The sequence below is a fragment of the Micromonospora parva genome (assembly GCF_040649675.1).
In the GTDB taxonomy this organism is placed as follows: domain Bacteria; phylum Actinomycetota; class Actinomycetes; order Mycobacteriales; family Micromonosporaceae; genus Micromonospora; species Micromonospora parva.
This window is the reverse complement of sequence record NZ_JBEZFX010000002.1, coordinates 262,021-281,384: the sequence shown is the minus strand read 5'-3', so window position 1 is coordinate 281,384 and position 19,364 is coordinate 262,021. Positions and strand designations below refer to the sequence as shown.

The window sequence follows — 19,364 nt, the reverse complement described above, 5'->3', positions numbered from 1 at the left end:
GGAGGGCCGATGCCCAGTTACTTCTCCCCCGGCATCTACGTCGAGGAGGTCCCCAGCGGCGCCCGACCGATCGGGCCGGTGAGCACCAGCATCGCCGCCTTCGTCGGCGTCGCCCCGGACCGCTCCGCCCACCTGGGCAGGGCGGTGCCGGTCAACAACTGGACGGAGTTCCTGCGGCTCTTCGCCGGCGGCGAGCGGGTGGAGAGCACTCCCCTGGCCCGGGCGGTCTTCGGGTTCCTGGACAACGGGGGCGCCCGCTGCTGGGTCGTCAACGTCGGCGAGGGCGGCGCGATCACCGGCACCGGGCAGCGGCGCGGCGGCCTGCAACTGTTGGAAGCCGTCGACGAGATCTCCATCATCGCCGCACCCGGCTTCCACGACGTGGTGTCCCACGAGGCGCTGCTCAGCATGGCCGAACGCACCCGCACCATGGTCGCGATCTGCGACCCGGCGCCGGACATCGACGACATCTCCGCGTTGACCCGGGTCGCCACGCCGTCCGCCGGCAAACCCGCCAAGCCCGCCGACGGTGCGGCCGCCGGCCCTGGCGGCGGCTCCGACCAGCCGGGCGGCTCCGGCGGCCACGAGGGGGCCGCGTACCGGCCGCGACAGTCCGAGTTCGGCGCGTTCTACTACCCCTGGTTGCGGGTCCGCGACCCGATCAGCGGCGAGTTGGAACTCACCCCGCCGAGCGGGCACCTGGCCGGCATCTGGGCCCGCACCGACGCCCTGCGCGGTGTGCACAAGGCCCCCGCCAACGAACCAGTGCGCGGCGCCGTCGACCTGGGCTACCTGGTCACCCGACCCGAGCACGACGTGCTCAACCCCAAGGGCGTCAACGTGATCCGGTACTTCGCCGGTGAGGGCATCCGCGTCTGGGGCGCCCGTACGCTCGCCGCCGAGGCCAGCGAGTGGCGCTACCTCAACGTGCGGCGACTCAGCATCGCCATCGAGCAGGCCATCGCCAACGGCACCCGGTGGATGGTGTTCGAGCCCAACGACTTCACCCTCTGGCGCTCGATCCGCCGCGACATCGGGGCGTTCCTCACCCGGGTGTGGCGTGACGGCGCGCTGCTCGGGCGCAGCCCCGAGGAGGCGTTCTTCGTCAAGTGCGACGAGGAGACCAACCCGCCGGACGTCCGTGACGCCGGCATGGTGATCGCCCACATCGGCATCGCTGTCGTCAAGCCCGCCGAATTCGTGGTGTTCAAGCTGAGCCAGTGGGCCGGCGGCACCGAGACCGAGACGATCGGAGGCTGACATGCCCACCACCGCGACCCCGCAACCCGGCGCGCCGGTCGACCCGTACCGGGCGTACAACTTCCGCCTGCTCATCAACGGTGTCACCAACGGCCACTTCACCGAGATGACCGGGTTGGAGGTGAACATTCCCGGGCAGCCGTACCGGGAGCACGGCCTGGGTCGGATGCGGATGGTGCCCGGTCAGGCCGAGTACGAGCCGGTGACGCTGCACTTCGGCCTCACCGCCTCCCGCGAGCTGTGGGACTGGGTGAACGCCACCGCCCAGGGCACCCTCAACCGGCGCAACGTCTCAGTGGTGCTGCTCGACTCGGTGGGCACCGCCGAGGTGCTGCGCTGGAACCTGATCGACGCGTGGCCGACCCGGTGGCGCGGCGCGCACCTCAACACCCTCAGCCACGAGATCGCCATCGCCTCGCTGACCCTGCGGTACGAGGGCCTGGAGCTGGAGACCGGCGGTGCCACCGCGCCGACGCCCGCGTAGCTGGCTGGCCGGCCGACTGCGTTCGGCGGCAGGGGCGGTGCAGCGCCTCGCCGGGCGGGTCGAGCCGGACGGGCACCTGCCGTCGCCGTCGCCGCTGTCGGAGCCGCCCGTGGCGACGCCGCGCCGTTTCGGGGAGCCACCGCGGCACTGGCTGGACCTGGTCGCCGCCCACGCGCCCGGCCTGCTGCACGACCTGGACCTCGACCCGTCCCCGGCCGACGCCGAGGCCGGGGATGGGCAGCCGGGCGGATCGACGGGCCGGGTCGACTCCGTCGCCCCGGGCCCCGGCGCGTTCAGCCGGTTCCCCAGGCCCGGCCGGGCCGGCGGGTCCGGCAGTCGCGACGGCGAGGTCGAAGCGGGCGGACCCGCCAGCGCGGGCGGCGGGACGGGCCCGCGGGGTCGCGGTCCGCGCGGGGACACCGGGCCGAACAGGTCACCTGCCGAGCACCGCAGCGGCAGGTCGGTCCGCCCGTCACCGGGCGGTGACCAGCCCGACGGTACGAGTGCCGGCGCCGCTGGTACGTCGGCCGACGCCGACGGTACGAGGGCCGGTGCCGCTGCTACGTGGGCCGGTGCCGCCGGCCGGTCCGGGGGCGGGGCGTCGCCGTCCCGTTCGGACACGACATCGCCGCCGACCGGCGCGACCTGGCCCGACGTGTGGGCCGAACCGACCGGGTCGCACGCGTGGGCCGAACCGACCGGGCCGGACCGGTCGGCCGAACCGACCTGGCCGGTGGGGCCGGGCGCGGCGGTGCCCCCGGTACGACCGGCGAACCGGGACACCAGCACCGCCGTCGACGCCACGGCCCTCGACCCGAGCGGGCTGCCCCGGTCGGCCCCGCAGCCCGTCCGCTCCATGGTTTTCCGGGCGCAGAGTCCACCGGGCAGCCGCCCCCACCGACCGGAGCCCGAACCCACCCCCACCACCGCACGCCCGCCCCGGGGCGCACCCTGGCCCGGCGCGGTCGACCACGGTCCCGGGCGTTCCGCCGGTCCCCCCGCCGCCACCCGGAGCACCGGTGGCCACGACGGGTCCCCCGGCGACTCGGACGGTCCGCCCCGGCCCGGAACGGACCAGCGCGGCCGGCGTGCCGGCGCACCGAGCGCGGCCCGGTCGGCGCGCGCGGACTCAACGACGTGGTCCGGGCGTCCGGCCTGGCCGGACCTGGGCGGGACCGACGCATCCGGGACCGGCCGCACCGCGACGGATGGCCGGGACACGCCCACCACCGGGCGCGGGGACGTGACGCGCGTCGGCGACGGTGACCGCCGGCTGGACCTGCCCGGCGAACGGGCTCGGTCCGGGCGACGGGCCGCCCTGCCCGACCCCGGGTGGGACACCGTCGGCGGCGGACGGGCGACGGGCATTGCGACGCCGGTCGGGTCGGGGAGGGGCGACGACCCGTGGCCGGCGCTGCCCGACGACAGCGCACTGTGGTCGGTCGCCGGGCCGGCGCTGGACACCGCCCAGCTGAGCCGACTGGACCGGGAACAGGCGGGTGACTGATGGAACGCGTCGCCTTTCTCATCGACTCCACGGGTGTCCGCGTGGACTGCCTGCTCAACCCGGAGACCGTGCAGGTGACCCGGCTCGCCGGGGTCCGCCAGCGGGGTGCCGGCGGCGGGCAGCTCACCGGGTCCGGCCTGGCCGACGACCCGCTGGTCTTCACCGGCGGGGGTCGCACCGAGCTGGTGCTCGATCTGCTCTTCGACGTCGACTTCGTGGAGGCGCAACTGCGTCCGGCCGACGTGCGGGTGCTCACCCGTCCGTTGTGGATGCTGGCGGAGAACTCCACCGCCGACCACGGTTGGCTGCGGCCGCCGCTGGTCCGGTTGGTCTGGGGCAAGACCTGGAACGTGCCCGGTGTGATCATCGCGGTGGCGGAACGCTTCGACGCGTTCACCGGCACCGGGTCACCGCGACGGTCCTGGCTGCGGCTGAAGCTGGTCCGCGCCGCCGAGACGGCCGACCAGTCCGAGGCCGGCTTCGCCGAGGAGTTGGCCGCCGCGAGCACCCCGACCGCCGCGCCGGGCAGCGCGGTGATCGCCGCCGGTGACGGCGCGGCCGAGCCGGGTCGCTCCGGCGTACGGTTCGACCTGCTGGCCAACGACGCGCTCGGCTCGCCGCTGCGCTGGCGGCTGCTGGCCGAACACAACCGGATCACCGACCCCCTCGCCGTGCCGGCCGGCACCACCCTCGCCGTCCCACCAGCCGGCCCGCCGGGCGGTGGGCCGACACTGGCGGGTGCGGTGACCGGAGTCGCGCGGACGGTGGCCGGCGCGGTCGGCGCCGGCGCGTCGTTCGTGGGCGCCTCCATCGCCACCGCGCCCGCCGCCTGGGGCCCGACGGCGGGATCGTCGACCGGGCCCACCCCGACCAGCGCACACCCGAGCCCCGGGGGTGCGTCGTGACCAGCGTCGCGCCCCGGGCGTTGACCGTCCGGCTCGACGGCGTCGAGCTGGTCGGCGCCGCTCGTCAGCGGATCCGGTCACTGCGGGTGGCGGCCCGCCTCGACCAGCCCACCCAGGCCGAGCTGGTGCTCGCCACCACCGCCGGGGTCGGCGCGTTCGACCCGGCGGTACGCCCCGGCACGGCGCTCGACGTACGGCTCGCCGACCACGCGGACGCCCTGTTCACCGGTGAGGTCACCGGCGTGGAGGTGGAGTACGCGGCCGACGGGGCGGCGGTGCTGCGGTTGCGGGCGTACGACCCGCTGCACCGCTTGCGCAAACGGCAGGGGTTGCGGGTGTTCACCTCGGTGACCGCCGTCGAGCTGGCCCGGGAGCTGTGCGACGCGGTGGGGCTGACGGTGACCGCCGAGGATGACGGCCCCCGGTTGGAGCGGCTGCTCCAGCACCGGCACAGCGATCTGGAGTTGCTGCGCGAGGTGGCCGGCCGGGCCGGCCTGCACCTGGCCGCCGACGGTGACGGGGTCCGGCTGGTCACCCTCGCCGGTTACGGGGAACCGGTCGTGTTGACGCTCGGCGCGGGGGTGCACACCCTGCGACTGTCCACCAACACCGATCAGGCCAGTGGTGCCAGCGCCGCGCTGGGTTGGCATCCGCAGCGGGCCGAGGTGATCAGCCAGCAGGTCGACGAGGCCCGTTGCGGCAGGCCCGCCGACGACCGCCCGGATCCGGCCGACGTGGGTGCCGGCGGGGTTCGCACCGCAGTGGACCAGCCCGGCCGCAGCGACGACGAGTTGGCGGCGTTGGCCCAGGCCCGCCTGGACACCCGGGCGGCGACGCTGGTCACCGCCGAGGGGGTGGCCGAGGGCGATCCGGCGCTGCGTCCGGGCCGCCGCGTCGACCTGGGTGGGGTGCCGGACCCGGTCGCCGGGGCGTACGTGCTGACCGAGGTGGTGCACACGGTGGACGGCAACGGGCACCTGACCCGGTTCTCCACGGTGCCGCCGGCCATCCCGGCGGGCCCGGCCGGCGGCGCGGTGGTCACCCTCGGCACGGTCACCGACGTCGCCGACCCGGACGGGTTGGGCCGGGTCCGGTTGACCCTGCCGGCGTACGGGGACCTGGACGCCGGCTGGCTCGCCGTGCTCTGTCCCGGTGCCGGGCCGGGCAAGGGCCTCGTGGCGCTTCCCGACCCGGACGACACCGTGCTGGTGGTGCTGCCCGGCGGGGAGCCGGCCTCGGGCATCGTGCTCGGTTCGCTGTTCGGCGCGGTCGAGCCGTACGACGCGGGCATCGACGACGGGAAGGCCCGCCGTTGGACGATGCGCACCGCCGGCGGGCAGTCGATAGTCGTCGACGACGTGCGGCGCAGCCTGCGGCTGGCCACCGAGGGCGGCAGCTTCCTGGAGTTGACCCCCGACCTGGCCACCCTGCACGCGGCGTCCGACCTGGTGATCTCCGCACCCGGTCGGGCCATGGTGGTGCGCGCCCGCAGCGTGGACTTCCTGCACGCCGAGTCGACCGAGGACCCGAGCACCGCGGCGGAGCAGGCCCGAACGCTTGCCCACGCCCATCAGCAAGGAGGCGGATGATGCGGTGGATCCACCGGGACTCCGTGATCACCTGCGATCACGACGGCCGGGTCGAGAACCGACCCTCGCGGCAGTGGGTGACAGTCACCGGCGTGCCCGTGCTCGTCGACGACGACCCGGAGGGACGAAAGATCGTCGCCTGCCCGAACTACGGCCCGACCATCAAGCCGTGCACGCAGACGTTGACGGTCCGGGTCGGCTACAGCGTCTGGGTGCGCGTGGACGGGCACCGGGTGGTGCTGTCGCACCTGGAGGGTTTCACCAACGGCACACCGCCGGGGCTGGTCACGCACACCGTGCGCGACCCGGCTCAGGGGTTCCTGGGGGCGGACCGATGAGGGCGTTCCGCTTCGTCGGCGCCGGCTTCGACGCCGGCCGTACCGGCGGGTTGGCGCTGACCGCGGCCGGCGGCCTGGCGATGACCGACGGCGACGAGAGCGTACGGCAGGCGTTGTTCCTGCTCCTGTCGACCACACCGGGTGAGCGGCTGATGCGACCCGGGTACGGCTCCCGGCTGCACCGACTGGTCTTCGCGCCCAACGACGACACCACCGCCGGTCTGGCCATCCACTATGTCCGGCAGGCCATCGCCCGGTGGGAGCCCCGGGTCGAGGTGATCGACACCGACGCCGGGCCGGACCCGGACGACGCGTGGCGGTTGGTGATCCGGTTGGACTACCGGGTGCGGGCCAGCCTGACACCGGGGCAACTGGTCTTCTCCGTCGACCTGCTTCCGGCCGACGAACCCACCCAGGGAGGAGCGTCATGACGCTGCCCGTGCCGCACCTGGACGATCGCGGCTTCCTCGACCTGGTCACCGAGGCCCGGGAACGGATCCGGCAGTCCTGCCCGGCGTGGACCGACCTGTCGGCGCACGACCCCGGGATGGCGCTGGTGGAGACATTCGCGCACCTCACCGAGGTGATGATCTACCGGTTGAACCAGTTGCCGGAGAAGGCGTACGTCTCGTTCCTGAACCTGCTCGGGGTCACCCGGCACGCGCCGACCGCCGCCTGGGCGGACGTCCGGTTCACCCGCACCGGCACCGACCGCGCGGCGGTGCGGATCCCGGCCGGTCTGCGGGTCGCGGCGGCCCGCGGCGCGGACCCCCGGCCGGTCGTGTTCGTCACCACCGAGCCGACGGTGCTGCCGGCCGACGAGACGTCGGTGACGGTCCGGATGCACCACTGCGAACCGGTCGAGGCGGAACTGCTCGGTGTGGGCACCGGTCAGCCGGGGCAGGTGCTGCGCGCGGCGCACGCGCCGCTGACGCACACCGCCGAGGCGCTGGACCTGCTGCTCGGGGTGGAGGTGCCGGCCGGCACGGTCGAACTGGGCGCGGCGGCCCGCGAGCACGACGGTCGCACGTTCGAGATCTGGCAGCCGGTGGAGAGCTTCGCCGGGCTCGGCCCGCACGCCAAGGCGTACCTGGTCGACCGCTGTTCGGGCACCGTCACCTTCGCCCCGGCCCTCGACCTGCGACCCGCCGCCGGGGCGACCACGGTGGCCGAGCCCGCGCCGACGTCGGTCACCGTCGCGGTCGTGCCGCCGGCCGGGCGGCAGGTCCGGCTCTGGTACCGCGCCGGTGGCGGGCCCACCGGCAACGTGGCGGCGGGCACGCTGAGCACCCTGCGCGACCCACTGCCCGGGGTACGCGTCGACAACCCCGCCCCGGCAGCCGGCGGCCGGGAGATGGAGGCGCTGGAATCGGTGCTGCTGCGCGGCCCGTACGAGTTCTTCGCCCAGCAGCGGGCGGTCACCGCCCGCGACTTCGAGGTCCTCGCGACCAGCTCCGGGGCGGTGGCGCGGGCACGGGCGTTCACCCGTGCGGCGGTGTACAGCTTCGCCCGGCCGGGCGAGGTCGAGGTGGTGCTGGTGCCGTACGTGCCGGAGGCGGCCCGTCCGGGCGGTCGACTGCCGGTGGCGGTGCTGCGGGAGCACGAGGTGCCCGAGGCGCGCCACCGGGTCGAGGCGGACCTGGAGGAACGCCGGATGGTCGGCATCCGCTCCCGGGCCACCTGGGCGCGGTTCAAGGCGGTGTCGGTACGCGCCCGGGTGGTGGTCCGCCGTGAGGAGGACGTGGACGCGGTCCGTCGCCGCATCCACGACCGGTTGCACCAGACGTTGAGCCCGCTGCCGACCGCGCTCAACCCGACCGGCTGGCCGTTCGGTGAGCCGTTGCGGGCGTCCAACGTGTACCGGCTGCTGGAGCACGCCGAGCCGGGGGTCCGCTACGTCGAGTCGGTGCGGTTCGTTGTCGACGAGGCGCCCGACGCCGACGTGCGGGCCCTCGCCGTCGACCAGTACCAGCCGCGCACCTGGTACGCCGGGCGCGGGGCGGTGCTGTTCCGCTCCAGCAACGGCGGCGCGGGGTGGGAACCGGCCGGTCGTTTCGACGACGAGACGGTGCTGCGGGTGGCGCCCGCGCCCGCGCCGGTGCGGCCGGGCATCGTCGCCCGCCCCGGTTCGGTGGCAGTGGTGACGCTGCGGGCCTCGGGCGGCTCCCGGGTGCACCTGAGCGCCGACCTGGGCGAGACGTGGTCGCTGCTCACCGACCTGGACTCGCGGATCTCCGACGTCTCGTGGCTGGACCGCGACGGCGCGGGCGCGCTGCTGGTGGCGACCGACACCGGCCTGTACGAGGTGTCGCTGCTGCCCGGCGCGGTGCCGTTGCAGATCCTGGTCGACCCGTCCGACGCCGACCGGGGCTTCTACGCGGTCCGCACGTTCGTCTCCGAGCGGGGCGCGCCGGGTGTGGCGGTGGCCGCCCAGGCCGGCTTCGGGGTGTACCTGTCGACCAGCGGCGGCCGACCCGGCAGCTTCACCCACGTCGGACTGGCCAACGTGGACAACCGGGTGCTCGCCGTGCAGTACGACGGCCCGGCCACCCTGCTGTGGAGCGGCGCCGGCGAGCCGGACCCGAAGAAACCCGGCCAGGGTTGCCACCGCACCCGGCTGTTCGAGTCCGACGTGAAGTGGCAGTCGATGCAGGCCGGGTGGATCGGCGGCACCTGCCGGGACCTCGCGTTCGCCGGCCAGCAGGCGGTGGCGGCCACCCAGAGCGGCGGGGTGCTGCGGTTGGACACCCTAGCCGCCCAACCGCAGTGGCAGGCGGTGTCGGTCAACTCCGGGTTGCCGTTGCGGGACCGGACCCGGTTCGTGCCGGTCGACGCCATCGCGATCAGCGGCCCGACATCCGGCAGCACGGGCGCGCCGGGCGTGGCGGGTGCGGCGGGTGCGGCGGCCGGCGGCACCGGCGCGGCGGAGCGGCTGATCCTGGCCGGCGGGGAACGCGGCGTGCACCGCAGCGCCGACGCCGTCACCTGGACGCCCAGCGCCAACCAGGCCACCGCCGACGTGGTGACCGTCCCGGATACCTGGCTGCTCTGCTCCGGCGAGCACGACATCGAGGTGGTGCGCCAGGATGCGACGCTCGGCGATTGAACGGTTGCTGCCCGCCGCCTACCAGCGGGCCTGCGTGCCGGGCAGCGTGCTCTGGGCGCTGCTGGACGTGATGGAGGGGTTGCACGCCCCGGACGAGGCGATCCTCGCCGAGGTGGACGCGCTGTTCGACCCGTACCGGGCGCCGGACGGGCTGGTCGTGCGGTTGACCCGCTGGGTGGCGATGGACCACGTGGTCGCCTCGCCCCGCCCGGACGCCCCGCTGCCGCTGCCGGTGGGGCGGCTGCGGGACCTGGTGGCCAACGCCGCCCTGCTGGCCCGCTGGCGCGGCACCCCGTACGGGCTGCGCCGGGCCCTGGAGCTGGCCACCGGGACGTCGGGCTTCGTCATCGAGGAGCCCGCCGAGCGGCCCTTTCACGTCGTGGTGCGGGTGCCGGTGGCCGCCGCCGGCCAGCTCGCCGTGATCACCCGCATCGTCGAGACGGAGAAACCCGCCTCGGCCACCGTCGAGATCGTCCTGGAAGAGGAGTCGTCATGACCACCGAGTGGGCGGTCGTCGCCGCCGCCGAACAGTTCACAGTCGACCCGCGCAACTGCGGCGAGCTGACCTTCACCGTCTTCAACCCGGGCACCGCGCCGGACACGGTGGTGTTCGACGTGGCGCCCGGTGACGGCTCCCAGCGGTCGTGGTTCACCGTCGCCGAGCCGCAGCGGGTGGTACCCGGCCAGGGCTCGGTGTCGTTCCTGGTCAAGCTCGCCGTGCCGGCCGGCACCGCGCCCCGGCGCTACGACATGACCGGGTTCGCGTACTCGGCGAACACCGCGCCGGAGGAGAGTTCCCGCTCCAGCGGCCGGGTCACGTACGAGGTGCGGGCGGTCGCGCCGCCACGGCGTACCCCATGGTTGTGGATCGCCGCCGCGGCGGCGCTGGTGCTGGTGGTGGTCGCCGTGGGGGTGGTGTTGCTGACCCGCGACGGCGAGCCGCCCCCCGGCGAGCCGCGAGTGGTCACCGTCGAGGCGGAGAGCCTGGTCCCGGGCGCGGTGGTGGACTCCCCGGCGAAGAGCGGGGCGAAGGTGGAGGCGCAACCCAACTGCTGCGGGGTGACCTGGTCCGGTGACACGCAGTTGTTCTTCCAGGGGTTGGCCATCGGTGACCGGGTCACCGTGACGGTGCAGATCCCGGCCGACGGCACCTGGCGGTTCGCCGCGGTACGCACCACCTCCCTCGACTACGCCAACACCGTGTTCACGATCGACGGCACCCAGGTCGGCGGCACGTTCCTCGGCTTCACGCCGACGGTGCGCAGGACGGAGCTGCTGGACGTCGGGACGGTGCGGCTCAGCAAAGGCCCGCACCAGGTCACGCTGCTGGTGGTGGGCAAGACGCAGGGCACGAACCGCTACTTCGCGGGGGTCGACGAGATCCGGTTCACCGAAATCGTGGCGCGGGCCGTGGCGCGATGAGCGGTCGGCAGAAGGCGCTGCTGGGGTTGCTCGCCGTCCTGCTGGTGGCGCTGTTCGTGGTCGCGGTCGGGGCGGGTCGCGGCGACCGGGGTGATCCGGCGGCCCGACACGGGTTGGTCGACCGGTTGGCCGCGCTGGGCGGCGAGCGTGCGGCGGTGGACCCGGCGACGGTCGGCGCCGACTGCTTCGAGGAGCCCGGTCGGCTGGTCTTCTCCGGCACCTGCGTGCTGCGGGTCGCCGACCCGGGCGGGCTACGCACGCTGGTGCTGCGCAGCGCGGCGCCGTTCACTGTCGTCGCCCCGGCACCCGGGGACGCCGACCTCACCATCCGCGACGAGGTGGAACCGGCGGCGGACGGCACCGGCGCGGTGGCGAAGATCGCCGTCGACCAGGCCACCGAGGTGGGCCTGGTCTGCCCCGGCCTGGGCGGCTGCACTGTCGTCGTGGCCACATCCTGACCCGGGCTGAGAGGAAGGTGTCGCCGTGGGTGACCTGCGCAAGCCGTTCCTGCTGATGGCCATGCTCGCCATCGTCCTGGCGATCGGGGTGGAGGTGGGGGCGGGGCTGCTGCTCGGCGGTGCCGACGCCGGTGCGGCCCTCGCGGACAGCGCCGGGGCGCTGGACGTGGAGATCGACGACGTGTCCGGGGTCAGCGAGCCGTCCGGGCGGGGTACCGGTTACCTCGCGCTGATCGATGCGGTGGCGGTCTGGAGCACCGGGCTGTTCTGCCTGGGCCTGCTGCTGCCCGAACGGGTCCAGGGTCGGGTGCAGGGCGTCGCCAGCCTGATCTTCTCGATCATCCTGATCATCGTCGGGCTGGTCGCGCTGGTGATCGCGTTCGTGGAGCTGTCCATCATGGTGTCGCTCTTCCTGGCCGTCCCCTTCGGCACCCTGGCGTACCTGGCGTTGTGGGGGTTCTTCCCGGTCGGCGAGGCGGCGGTGCTGCTCGGGCTGGTGCTGCTGCTGAAGCTGGTGTGGGCCGGGATGCTGGTGCTGGCCCAGCCGCGCTTCCTGCAGAACAAGGGCCTCGTCCTGCTGATCCTCACCACAGTGCTGTGCACTGTCGTGTTGGAGTTCCTGCACAGCCTGGTGCCGGTGATCCTGGTCAGCATCGTCGACGACGTGGCGGCGTTGGTCTTCGCCATCGTCGCGATCATCTGGGGGCTGGTGCTGCTGATCGGCTCCATCCCCGCGATCGTCAAGGCCGTCCGGGTCACCGCCGCCCTCCCCACCCGATCAATGTGAGCGGACCAGGGCCGCCACACCGTCGCGATCGAGGGTTCCGTCGGTCACCCACACCTGGTACCGGCCGTGCCGGCTCCCGCCGGCCGGCACCACCGCCGGGCGGTCGAACGCGAACGCCACGCAGACCCCCGGATACATCGCGGTCCGCACGAACCACCTGTCGCCGTGGCCGAGGCCCGCGAAGACCAGTGTGTACGCCCCGTCGCCCGGCCCGGACCCGGTCAGCGCCAGCCACGGCGCCGCACTGCCGTTGACCGCCTGCTCCCCGGCCGCGTCGGCGGTGAACACCGCTGGTTCACCGTCGGCGACGGCCCGCCAGAAGAACCCGCCGTAGCCGGCCCCGCCGGGGCGACCGTTGGTGGCCGGGCTGCCCAGGCGCACCGCCCGGTCGTCCGGGGCGACGAGGACGGACTCCACATCGAGCCGCCAGGCGTGCGGCGCGACCACCGACGCGGTGAGCCACCTCCGTTCGGTCAGCAGCACCGCGCCGGCCCGGTCGCGCCACTGGAGGTCGTGCGTGTACCGGCCCGGGGAGTGCTCCACCTCGCCGGTGTGCGCGATGACGCCGTGGTCGTCCCGCCAGGTGTAGCCGACGTCGCGGACGTAGGTGCGCCCGCCCCAGAGGTTGCTGCCGTTGACGTCCTGCACCGCGAGGGACGCGCCGAGGTGCCACACGTGGTCGTCGGGGAGCGCGTCGGTGACCACCGTTCCGCCGAGGGTACGCACCGGGTGCAGATACGGTCGGGGCCCGTGCCGGGGGTTCAGCGCCGGGTCGAGCACGTACTCGGCCACCTCGGTGGCTCCGACGGTCAGCCGCACCGACTCCCCCACCCCGGTCATCGCAGTCCCCCACGCCCGACGCCGGCGACCGGCACCGGCTCGGCGGGGCTCGGCTGACCGACGGCCGGGACCGGTCGGCGGGCGGCGACGGCGTGCAGGGCGGCCACGGTGTAGCCGGCGAGGATCGGCACCGCGACCGGGGTGACCAGGACGGCGAGCAGCCCGGCCAGCGCGACGACCCCGGTGAGCGCGGCCCAGCGGGTGGGCGCGTCGAGGCAGGCGCGGGCGGCGCGGCGGGCCGAGGCCCGCCACCGCCCGCCCCCGTTGCCGCCCACCTCGACGACGACCAGCCCGGCGTACCCGGCCAGGCCGGCCGCGATCAGCGCGGTCACCAGCAGCGCCGCCGCGCCGCCCGGCACCCGGCCGGTGGCCAGTGCCGCCAGGTCGGCGGCGAGCAGCGCGGCGCCGCCGAGCCCGAGCAGGCTGACCGGCACACCGGGCAGTACCGCGCGGCCGAACCGGCGCACCGTCGTACGCGCCGACGGCCAACTGCCGGTCCGCGTCCAGTCGTGCACCGCCGCGCTGGCCGTGCCCGCCGCCGATGCGGCGGTGAGCACTGGTGCCGCCGCGAGGGTGAGCAGGATGCCCAGCAGCGCGAGATCGGCGGCGTCGCGGGCGACGTCGCGCCAGTCCCGCCGCCCGGCGGTGTCGTCGGGTTCGGCGGGTTCGGCCCGCGATGTCGGTTCAGCCCTTGATGCCACTGGTGTTGATCCCCTCGACGAGCATCCGTTGGAACGCGACGAAGAACAGGAAGACCGGCAGCAGCGACAGCACCGACATGGCGAACATCGGACCGACAGCGCTCTGGCTTGTCGAGTCGATGAACAGGGTCAACGCGACCGGGACCGTGTAGTCCTCCAGTTGGGACAGGAAGACCAACTGGCGGAAGAAGTCGTTCCAGGTCCAGATGAACGAGAAGATCGCCGTGGTGACCAACGCGGGGCGGCTCAGCGGCAGGATGATGTGCCGGAAGATGCCGAACGGCCCGGCACCGTCGATGCGGGCCGCCTCGTCCAGTTCCCGGGGCACGCCACGCATGAACTGCACCATGAGGAAGACGAAGAACGCCTCGGTGGCCAGGAACTGCGGGATGAGCAGCGGCAGGTACGGCCAGTCGCCGCCGACCAGCCCGAGGGTGCGGAACAGGATGTACTGCGGCACGATCAGCACGTGCTGGGGCAGCAGCAGCGTGCCGATCATGACGGCGAACCACATGCCGCGCAGCCGGAACCGCAGCCGGGCGAAGGCGTACGCGGCCAGCAGGCAGGACAGCCCGTTGCCGACGACGGTGAGCAGGCTGACCATCGCGCTGTTGAGGAAGAACCGGCCGAAGCTGACGTCGAAGTTGGACCAGCCGGCGGTGTAGTTGCCCGGGCTGAACCGCTCGGGCAGCAGCCCGACGTTGTTGACGATCTCCTCCTGGGACTTCAGCGAGGTGCCCACCATCCAGATCAGCGGGTAGAGCACCACGGCGACGATCGCCAGCAGGATCAGCAGTCGCAGCACGGGGCGTCCGCCGGCTCGTCGGCGGGCGTTCGGCGCTGCTGCGGTCGTCGGGGTCACCGCCACCATCACCGGTCCTCCCCGTCGGAGTAGTGCACCCAGAACCGTCCGGTGCTGAAGAAGACCGCGGTGATGACCGCGATGGCGATCAGGAAGACCCAGGCCATCGCCGAGGCGTAGCCCATGTTGAGGTCGGTGAAGCCGGTGATGTACAGGTTCAGCGTGTACATCAGGGTGGAGTCGACCGGGCCGCCGGTGCCGTTGCTGAGCACGAACGCGGCGGTGAAGCCCTGGAAGCCGTTGATGGTCTCCAGCACCAGGTTGAAGAAGATGACCGGGGAGAGCATCGGCAGGGTGACGTCGCGGAACTGGCGGAGCCGGCCGGCCCCGTCGACCGAGGCGGCCTCGTACAGCTCGGTGGGCACCTGCTTGAGCCCGGCCAGGAAGATCACCATCGGTGCGCCGAACTGCCAGATGGCCAGCACCATCAGCGTTTCGAGGGCCCAGTCGGGGTCGTTGACCCACGGCTTGCCCGTGATGCCGAAGAGGCTCAACAGCGAGTTGAACGCGCCGTCGCGGTTGAACATGTTGACCCAGACGATGGCCAGCGCCACGCTGCCGCCGAGCAGGGACGGCAGGTAGAACAACCCCCGGAACAGCCCGACGCCGCGCCAGGCGCGGTTGAGCAGCAGCGCCACGCCGAGCGCCGCGGCCAGCTTCAGCGGTACGGCGATCAGCGCGAAGGTCAGCGTCACCCGCACCGCGTGCCAGTACGACGGGTCGGCGGTGAACATCCGCTCGTAGTTGGCCAGCCCCACCCACTCCACCTCGGAGAAGGGGGTGAGGATGTCGTAGTTGGTGAAGCTCAGGTAGAGCGACAGCAGCATGGGGATCGCCGTGACACCCATCAGACCGATGAGCCACGGCGACAGGAAGACGTACCCCGCCAGACCTTCGCTGTGCCGGAAGCGCCCGGGCCCACGCCTCTGCGGGTGGGCCCGGGCGGATCCGGGGCCGCGTCGGGTCGGGTCGGGCGCCGTGGTCAACGCCACGAACGGCTCCTCTCCTCGCCTCGGGGGCGGTCAGGCGATGGCGGACTTGCACGCCTCGACGAACTGGGCGGCGGCTTCGGCGGGGGTGGCCCGGCCGTACTGCGCGTTCTCGGCGGCCTTGATCAACTCGGACTTCACCTTGCTGTGGCCCTTGATCGGCACCTGCGGGGACTCGCCGAACTTCTGGGTCAGCTCCGCCTCGACGGCGATGGACTGCTTCATGGCCGGATCGGTGGTGTCGTCGCTGACCACCCGGCGCAGGTCCAGGTTCGACGGCAGGCCACGGTCGGTGCCGAGCAGCTTGACCGCCGCCACGTCGTTGTTCAGGAAGTTGATCACATCGATCGCGACGTCCTTGTTCTTGCTGCCCTTGAACACCGACCAGTACATCGACGCCCGGGCCCACTGGGCGCTGGGGTCACCGGGGTAGGCGATCACGCCCAGCTCGTCCTTGGTGTTCTTCTTCAAATCCGGCATCTGGTTGGCCCAGACCCAGGAGGTCGCCGCCTTGCCGGTGACCACCAACTGCTTGGTGACGTCGCTGGCGTTGCCCTCGTGGATGACGTCGGCGGTCGGGGTGGCCTTGCGGTCCCGGGCGCCCTTCCACAGGTCGAACCACTTGGTCACGTCCTCGGCGGTGAAGCCCAGCTCTTTGCCCTTGTAGAGGTCCTTGCCCTGCTGGCGCAGCCAGACCCAGAACGCCTTGTAGTCGGCGCTCGGGTCCTGGGTGCCGGGCACCTTCGTCTTGGCGGTGACCTGCTCGGCCCAGGCGATGTGCTGCTCCCAGCTCATCCCGGTGGTCGGCTCGGGCAGGTTGTGCTTGGTCAGCAGCGTCTTGTTGTAGACCAGTCCCTGGGTGTTCTCCCCGGCGGCCAGGCCGGCGAGCTTGCCGTCGACCACGCCGTACTGCCAGAGGCTTTCGGGGAACTTGGAGGTGTCCAGCTTGCCGGACTCCTGGTACGGGGTCAGGTCGAGCGTGGTGTTGCGGGCCGCGTACTCGGCGAGGTAGTTGTCGTCGATCTGGAACAGGTCCGGTGGGTTGCCACCGGCGGTGAGCGTGGCCAGCTTGTCGAAGTAGCCCTGGTTGGCCTGCCAGGTCTTCTCGAAGGTCACGTTGGGGTGCTTCTGGGTGTAGAGGGCCAGCGCGTCCTCGGTCAGCTTGGCCCGGGCGTCGCCGCCCCACCAGAAGATGGACAGTTTGACCGGCGCGTTCGGGTCGGCGGCGCCGCCGTCGTCTCCGCAGGCGGCGGCGCCGAACATCAGCGGTGCGGCGACCGTCACGGCGAGCAGGCCACGCAGGAGTCGCCGCCGGGGCAGCGGGGTACGGTGGGCGCGCCCGACGGGCGTGCCAGTGGTGGGGGGCGTTGCGGGGTGCATGTGCGCTCACTCCTCGGCATTAGGAGGCGACGGCGTCACCGGTGGCCGTGGTCGGGGTGCCCGGGCCCGCAGGGCAATGCGGGTCCGGGCCACGCGGCGCGGCCAGGGGACGTGCCGGCCGGGCGTACGGGCCCGGGCCGGTCGAGTCGCGGATGACCAGGTCGGTCTGGAGCATTACCTGTGCGGTGGTACGACGGACGCCGAGCGCCGTGCCGGCACCGGACCCCCGCGCACCGCGCGGTGATTCGATGTCCTGTTGCAGCAGCATGTCGACGGCCGTCCGGCCGGCGGCCCCGGTGGGTGTGGCCACCGTCGTCAGCTTGGGTCGGGTGAGCCGGCTCAGGGTGATGTCGTCGACCCCGACGACGCTCACCTCCTGCGGCACCCGGACCCCGAGCGCGTCCAGCCCTTCGATCAGGCCGATCGCCATCAGGTCGTTGTAGGCGAGCACCGCCGACACGCCGCTGCGTCGCACCTGCTCGGCGATGGCCGAGCCGCCGACCTCGGTGGGCGCGTTGGGGCCGAGCACGGTCAGCTCGGCGCCACCGGCTCGGGCGGCCGCGCTGGCGGCACGGCGCATCTCCCGGTTGGTCCATGAGCTGCGCGGGCCACCGAGCAGCGCGATGCTGCGGTGCCCCAGGCCGACCAGGTGCTCGATCGCCGAGCGGGCACCCTGACCGACGTCCATCAGCACGCAGGGCAGGCCGGTCACCTGGCGGTTCACCACGACCAGTGGCACCTCGCGGCTGAGCTGTTCGATCAGGCTGTTGCTCATCCGGGGGCTGCACAGCAGCACCCCGTCGACCTGCTTGGCCAGCGCGTGGACCAGCTCTTCCTCGGCGGTCGGGTCCTCGTTGGTGTCGGCCACGAAGACGTGGTAGTCGCGGTGCCGGGCCTGACTCTCCGCCGCCTTGATCAGCGGTGGGAAGAACGGGTTCGCGATGTCCGCGATGATCAGCCCGATGTTGTGCGTCCGCCCGGTGATCAGTGCTCGGGCGGCCCGGTTCGGCCGGTAGCCCAGATCCTCCGCGCACGCCAGCACCCGGACCCGCGTCTCCGGGTTGACCAGGTGTGGCGCCGAGAAGGTGCGGGACACGGTGGAGATGTGCACACCCGACGCCCGGGCGACGTCCCGGATGGTGACTGGCACGGCGGCCCCTTCGTCCGATGTGGTGGCGGTCACGGGTGTGGCCCATTAATGCAAACGGTTGCGCCAGTGTCAACGGTCAATGATTACGGCTTTGTTGCACCCACGCTCCCCTTGGTGAGCTGCCGCCGCACAAAACCTGACATATAACGCCGATCCCGTCGCCGTCGTTGACGCCAACGGATCGATCGTGATTACTTCATTGCAAACCTTTGCAGCACCACGGGAGGCGCACCGCATGTCACCGAGAGCCGCCGGACGGGTCCGGTACGCCGTGGTGGGCACCGGCGCGCGGGCGGAGATGTTCGTCCGGGCGCTGGTGCTCGACCACGCCGACACCACCGAGCTGGTCGCCTTCGCCGACACCAACCAGGCCCGGATGGACGCGCACAACCGCTGGCTGACCGAGCTGGGCCACCGCCCGGTGCCCACGTACCCGGCCGCCGACTTCGCGGCGATGCTGGACAAGGAGCGCCTCGACGTCGTTCTGGTCACCAGCGTGGACGTCACCCACGACGAGTACGTGGTGGCCGCGCTGCGCGCCGGCCGGGACGTCGTCACCGAGAAGCCGATGACAGTGGACGCGGCACGCTGCCGGCGCATCCTGGACACGGTGAGCGAGACCGGCGGCCGGGTGACCGTCGCGTTCAACTACCGCTACAACCCGCTGCACGAACAGGTCCGCCGGCTGCTCGCCGAGGGCGCGGTCGGCGAGATCGGCTCGGTGCACTTCGAGTGGCTGCTGGACGTCCGCCACGGTGCCGACTACTTCCGCCGCTGGCACCGCGACAAGGCCACCTCCGGTGGGCTGATGGTGCACAAGGCCAGCCACCACTTCGACCTGGTCAACTGGTGGCTGGCCGCCACCCCCGTCGAGGTGTACGCGGCCGGCCGGCTCTTCTTCTACGGCGAGGAGGGCCGCCGGCACGGCTACGCCCGCGACTACGACCGGGCGCACGGCTCCCCCGCCGCCGCCGACGACCCGTTCGCGCTGCGCCTGGACGCGCACCCCCGGCTGCGCGAGCTGTACCTCGACGCCGAGGCCGAGGACGGCTACCAGCGCGACCGCAACGTCTTCGCGCCCGGGGTGAGCATCGAGGACGACATGGCGGTGCTGGCCCGCTACTCCACCGGCGCCACCATGACCTACCACCTCACCGCGTACGCGCCCTGGGAGGGCTACCGGGTGATGGTCAACGGCAGCCGGGGCCGGCTGGAGCTGGACGTGGCCGAGAACGACTTCGTCGACCGGGGCACCGCCGGCGCGGTCAAGGGCGCGGCCCTGCACGGTGCCGAGGCGCCGCCCGAGGGCGGGGGTGCGACGCTGACGGTGCGCCCGTTCTGGGCCCCGCCCCGGCAGATCCCGGTGGAGGGCCGCAGTCGGCACGGGCACGGTGGCGCGGACGCCCGGATGACCGGGGTGCTCCTCGGCGGTCAACCCGACCCGCTGCGCCGCGCCGCGACCGCCGACGACGGCGCGTTGGCCCTGCTGACCGGGCTGGCCGCGAACCGGTCCTTCGAGACCGGTCAACCCGTCCGGGTCGCCGACCTGCTCACCCCCCGCTGACACCGCAGACGAGGAGCCACAC

At 73.1% G+C, this 19,364-nt stretch carries 19 protein-coding genes; 13 read left to right on the top strand and 6 right to left on the bottom strand.

What is annotated here, in order from left to right; translation table 11 throughout:
- The first annotated feature begins 9 nt into the window (after positions 1–9).
- Genes AB0C03_RS06500 through AB0C03_RS06445 form a run of 12 tightly spaced genes read left to right on the top strand, consistent with a single transcriptional unit; the run spans position 10 to position 11,856 of the window.
- Positions 10–1,260, top strand: a complete 1,251-nt coding sequence (locus AB0C03_RS06500) for a phage tail sheath family protein (RefSeq protein ID WP_210860836.1) — start codon at positions 10–12, stop codon at positions 1,258–1,260.
- Between the two features lies 1 nt (position 1,261).
- Positions 1,262–1,744: a phage tail protein gene (locus tag AB0C03_RS06495; RefSeq protein ID WP_030327509.1), complete on the top strand. Its 483-nt coding sequence runs from the start codon at positions 1,262–1,264 to the stop codon at positions 1,742–1,744.
- Positions 1,719–3,251, top strand: coding sequence for a hypothetical protein (locus AB0C03_RS06490; RefSeq protein ID WP_357634962.1), 1,533 nt, complete (start codon positions 1,719–1,721; stop codon positions 3,249–3,251). The genes AB0C03_RS06495 and AB0C03_RS06490 overlap by 26 nt, the downstream gene beginning before the upstream one ends.
- Positions 3,251–4,156, top strand: coding sequence for a CIS tube protein (locus AB0C03_RS06485; protein WP_357634959.1), 906 nt, complete (start codon positions 3,251–3,253; stop codon positions 4,154–4,156). The genes AB0C03_RS06490 and AB0C03_RS06485 overlap by 1 nt, the downstream gene beginning before the upstream one ends.
- On the top strand, positions 4,153–5,745 hold the full coding sequence (locus tag AB0C03_RS06480; RefSeq protein WP_357634956.1) for a contractile injection system protein, VgrG/Pvc8 family: 1,593 nt from the start codon (positions 4,153–4,155) through the stop codon (positions 5,743–5,745). Before AB0C03_RS06485 ends, AB0C03_RS06480 begins: the two co-directional genes overlap by 4 nt.
- Positions 5,742–6,083 (top strand): hypothetical protein, encoded by a 342-nt coding sequence (locus AB0C03_RS06475; protein WP_245233472.1) that lies wholly within the window; start codon positions 5,742–5,744, stop codon positions 6,081–6,083. The genes AB0C03_RS06480 and AB0C03_RS06475 overlap by 4 nt, the downstream gene beginning before the upstream one ends.
- Positions 6,080–6,514, top strand: coding sequence for a GPW/gp25 family protein (locus AB0C03_RS06470; RefSeq protein WP_030327502.1), 435 nt, complete (start codon positions 6,080–6,082; stop codon positions 6,512–6,514). The genes AB0C03_RS06475 and AB0C03_RS06470 overlap by 4 nt, the downstream gene beginning before the upstream one ends.
- On the top strand, positions 6,511–9,189 hold the full coding sequence (locus tag AB0C03_RS06465) for a putative baseplate assembly protein (protein WP_357634952.1): 2,679 nt from the start codon (positions 6,511–6,513) through the stop codon (positions 9,187–9,189). The genes AB0C03_RS06470 and AB0C03_RS06465 overlap by 4 nt, the downstream gene beginning before the upstream one ends.
- A complete protein-coding gene (locus AB0C03_RS06460; protein ID WP_030327500.1) occupies positions 9,170–9,685 on the top strand; it encodes a phage tail protein in 516 nt (171 codons plus the stop codon). Before AB0C03_RS06465 ends, AB0C03_RS06460 begins: the two co-directional genes overlap by 20 nt.
- Positions 9,682–10,611, top strand: a complete 930-nt coding sequence (locus AB0C03_RS06455) for a hypothetical protein (protein WP_357634949.1) — start codon at positions 9,682–9,684, stop codon at positions 10,609–10,611. Before AB0C03_RS06460 ends, AB0C03_RS06455 begins: the two co-directional genes overlap by 4 nt.
- Positions 10,608–11,069, top strand: coding sequence for a hypothetical protein (locus AB0C03_RS06450; RefSeq protein ID WP_357634946.1), 462 nt, complete (start codon positions 10,608–10,610; stop codon positions 11,067–11,069). The genes AB0C03_RS06455 and AB0C03_RS06450 overlap by 4 nt, the downstream gene beginning before the upstream one ends.
- A 25-nt stretch (positions 11,070–11,094) precedes the next feature.
- The gene (locus AB0C03_RS06445; protein WP_030327496.1) at positions 11,095–11,856 is read left to right on the top strand and encodes a hypothetical protein; all 762 of its coding nucleotides are present in this window, start codon (positions 11,095–11,097) and stop codon (positions 11,854–11,856) included.
- Here AB0C03_RS06445 and AB0C03_RS06440 read toward each other — a convergent pair.
- The 6 genes from AB0C03_RS06440 to AB0C03_RS06415 are packed head-to-tail and all read right to left on the bottom strand — an operon-like array spanning position 11,848 to position 17,778.
- Positions 11,848–12,696 (bottom strand): DUF6807 domain-containing protein, encoded by an 849-nt coding sequence (locus AB0C03_RS06440; protein WP_357634943.1) that lies wholly within the window; start codon positions 12,694–12,696, stop codon positions 11,848–11,850. The two genes, AB0C03_RS06445 and AB0C03_RS06440, sit on opposite strands and share 9 nt — an antisense overlap.
- Positions 12,693–13,397 carry a hypothetical protein gene (locus tag AB0C03_RS06435; RefSeq protein ID WP_357634940.1) on the bottom strand — a complete coding sequence of 235 codons (705 nt, stop codon included), beginning with the start codon at positions 13,395–13,397 and terminating at the stop codon, positions 12,693–12,695. The genes AB0C03_RS06440 and AB0C03_RS06435 overlap by 4 nt, the downstream gene beginning before the upstream one ends.
- The gene (locus AB0C03_RS06430; protein ID WP_210866132.1) at positions 13,381–14,268 is read right to left on the bottom strand and encodes a carbohydrate ABC transporter permease; all 888 of its coding nucleotides are present in this window, start codon (positions 14,266–14,268) and stop codon (positions 13,381–13,383) included. Before AB0C03_RS06430 ends, AB0C03_RS06435 begins: the two co-directional genes overlap by 17 nt.
- A complete protein-coding gene (locus tag AB0C03_RS06425; protein WP_030327490.1) occupies positions 14,268–15,251 on the bottom strand; it encodes a carbohydrate ABC transporter permease in 984 nt (327 codons plus the stop codon). The genes AB0C03_RS06430 and AB0C03_RS06425 overlap by 1 nt, the downstream gene beginning before the upstream one ends.
- Before the next feature lie 30 nt (positions 15,252–15,281).
- A complete protein-coding gene (locus AB0C03_RS06420; RefSeq protein ID WP_210866069.1) occupies positions 15,282–16,628 on the bottom strand; it encodes an ABC transporter substrate-binding protein in 1,347 nt (448 codons plus the stop codon).
- Positions 16,629–16,647: 19 nt separating this feature from the next.
- A complete protein-coding gene (locus AB0C03_RS06415) occupies positions 16,648–17,778 on the bottom strand; it encodes a LacI family DNA-binding transcriptional regulator (protein WP_036410513.1) in 1,131 nt (376 codons plus the stop codon).
- A gap of 235 nt (positions 17,779–18,013) precedes the next feature.
- Between AB0C03_RS06415 and AB0C03_RS06410 the strand changes: the two genes are divergently transcribed.
- Positions 18,014–19,342 (top strand): Gfo/Idh/MocA family protein, encoded by a 1,329-nt coding sequence (locus AB0C03_RS06410; RefSeq protein ID WP_357634935.1) that lies wholly within the window; start codon positions 18,014–18,016, stop codon positions 19,340–19,342.
- Positions 19,343–19,364: the final 22 nt, after the last annotated feature.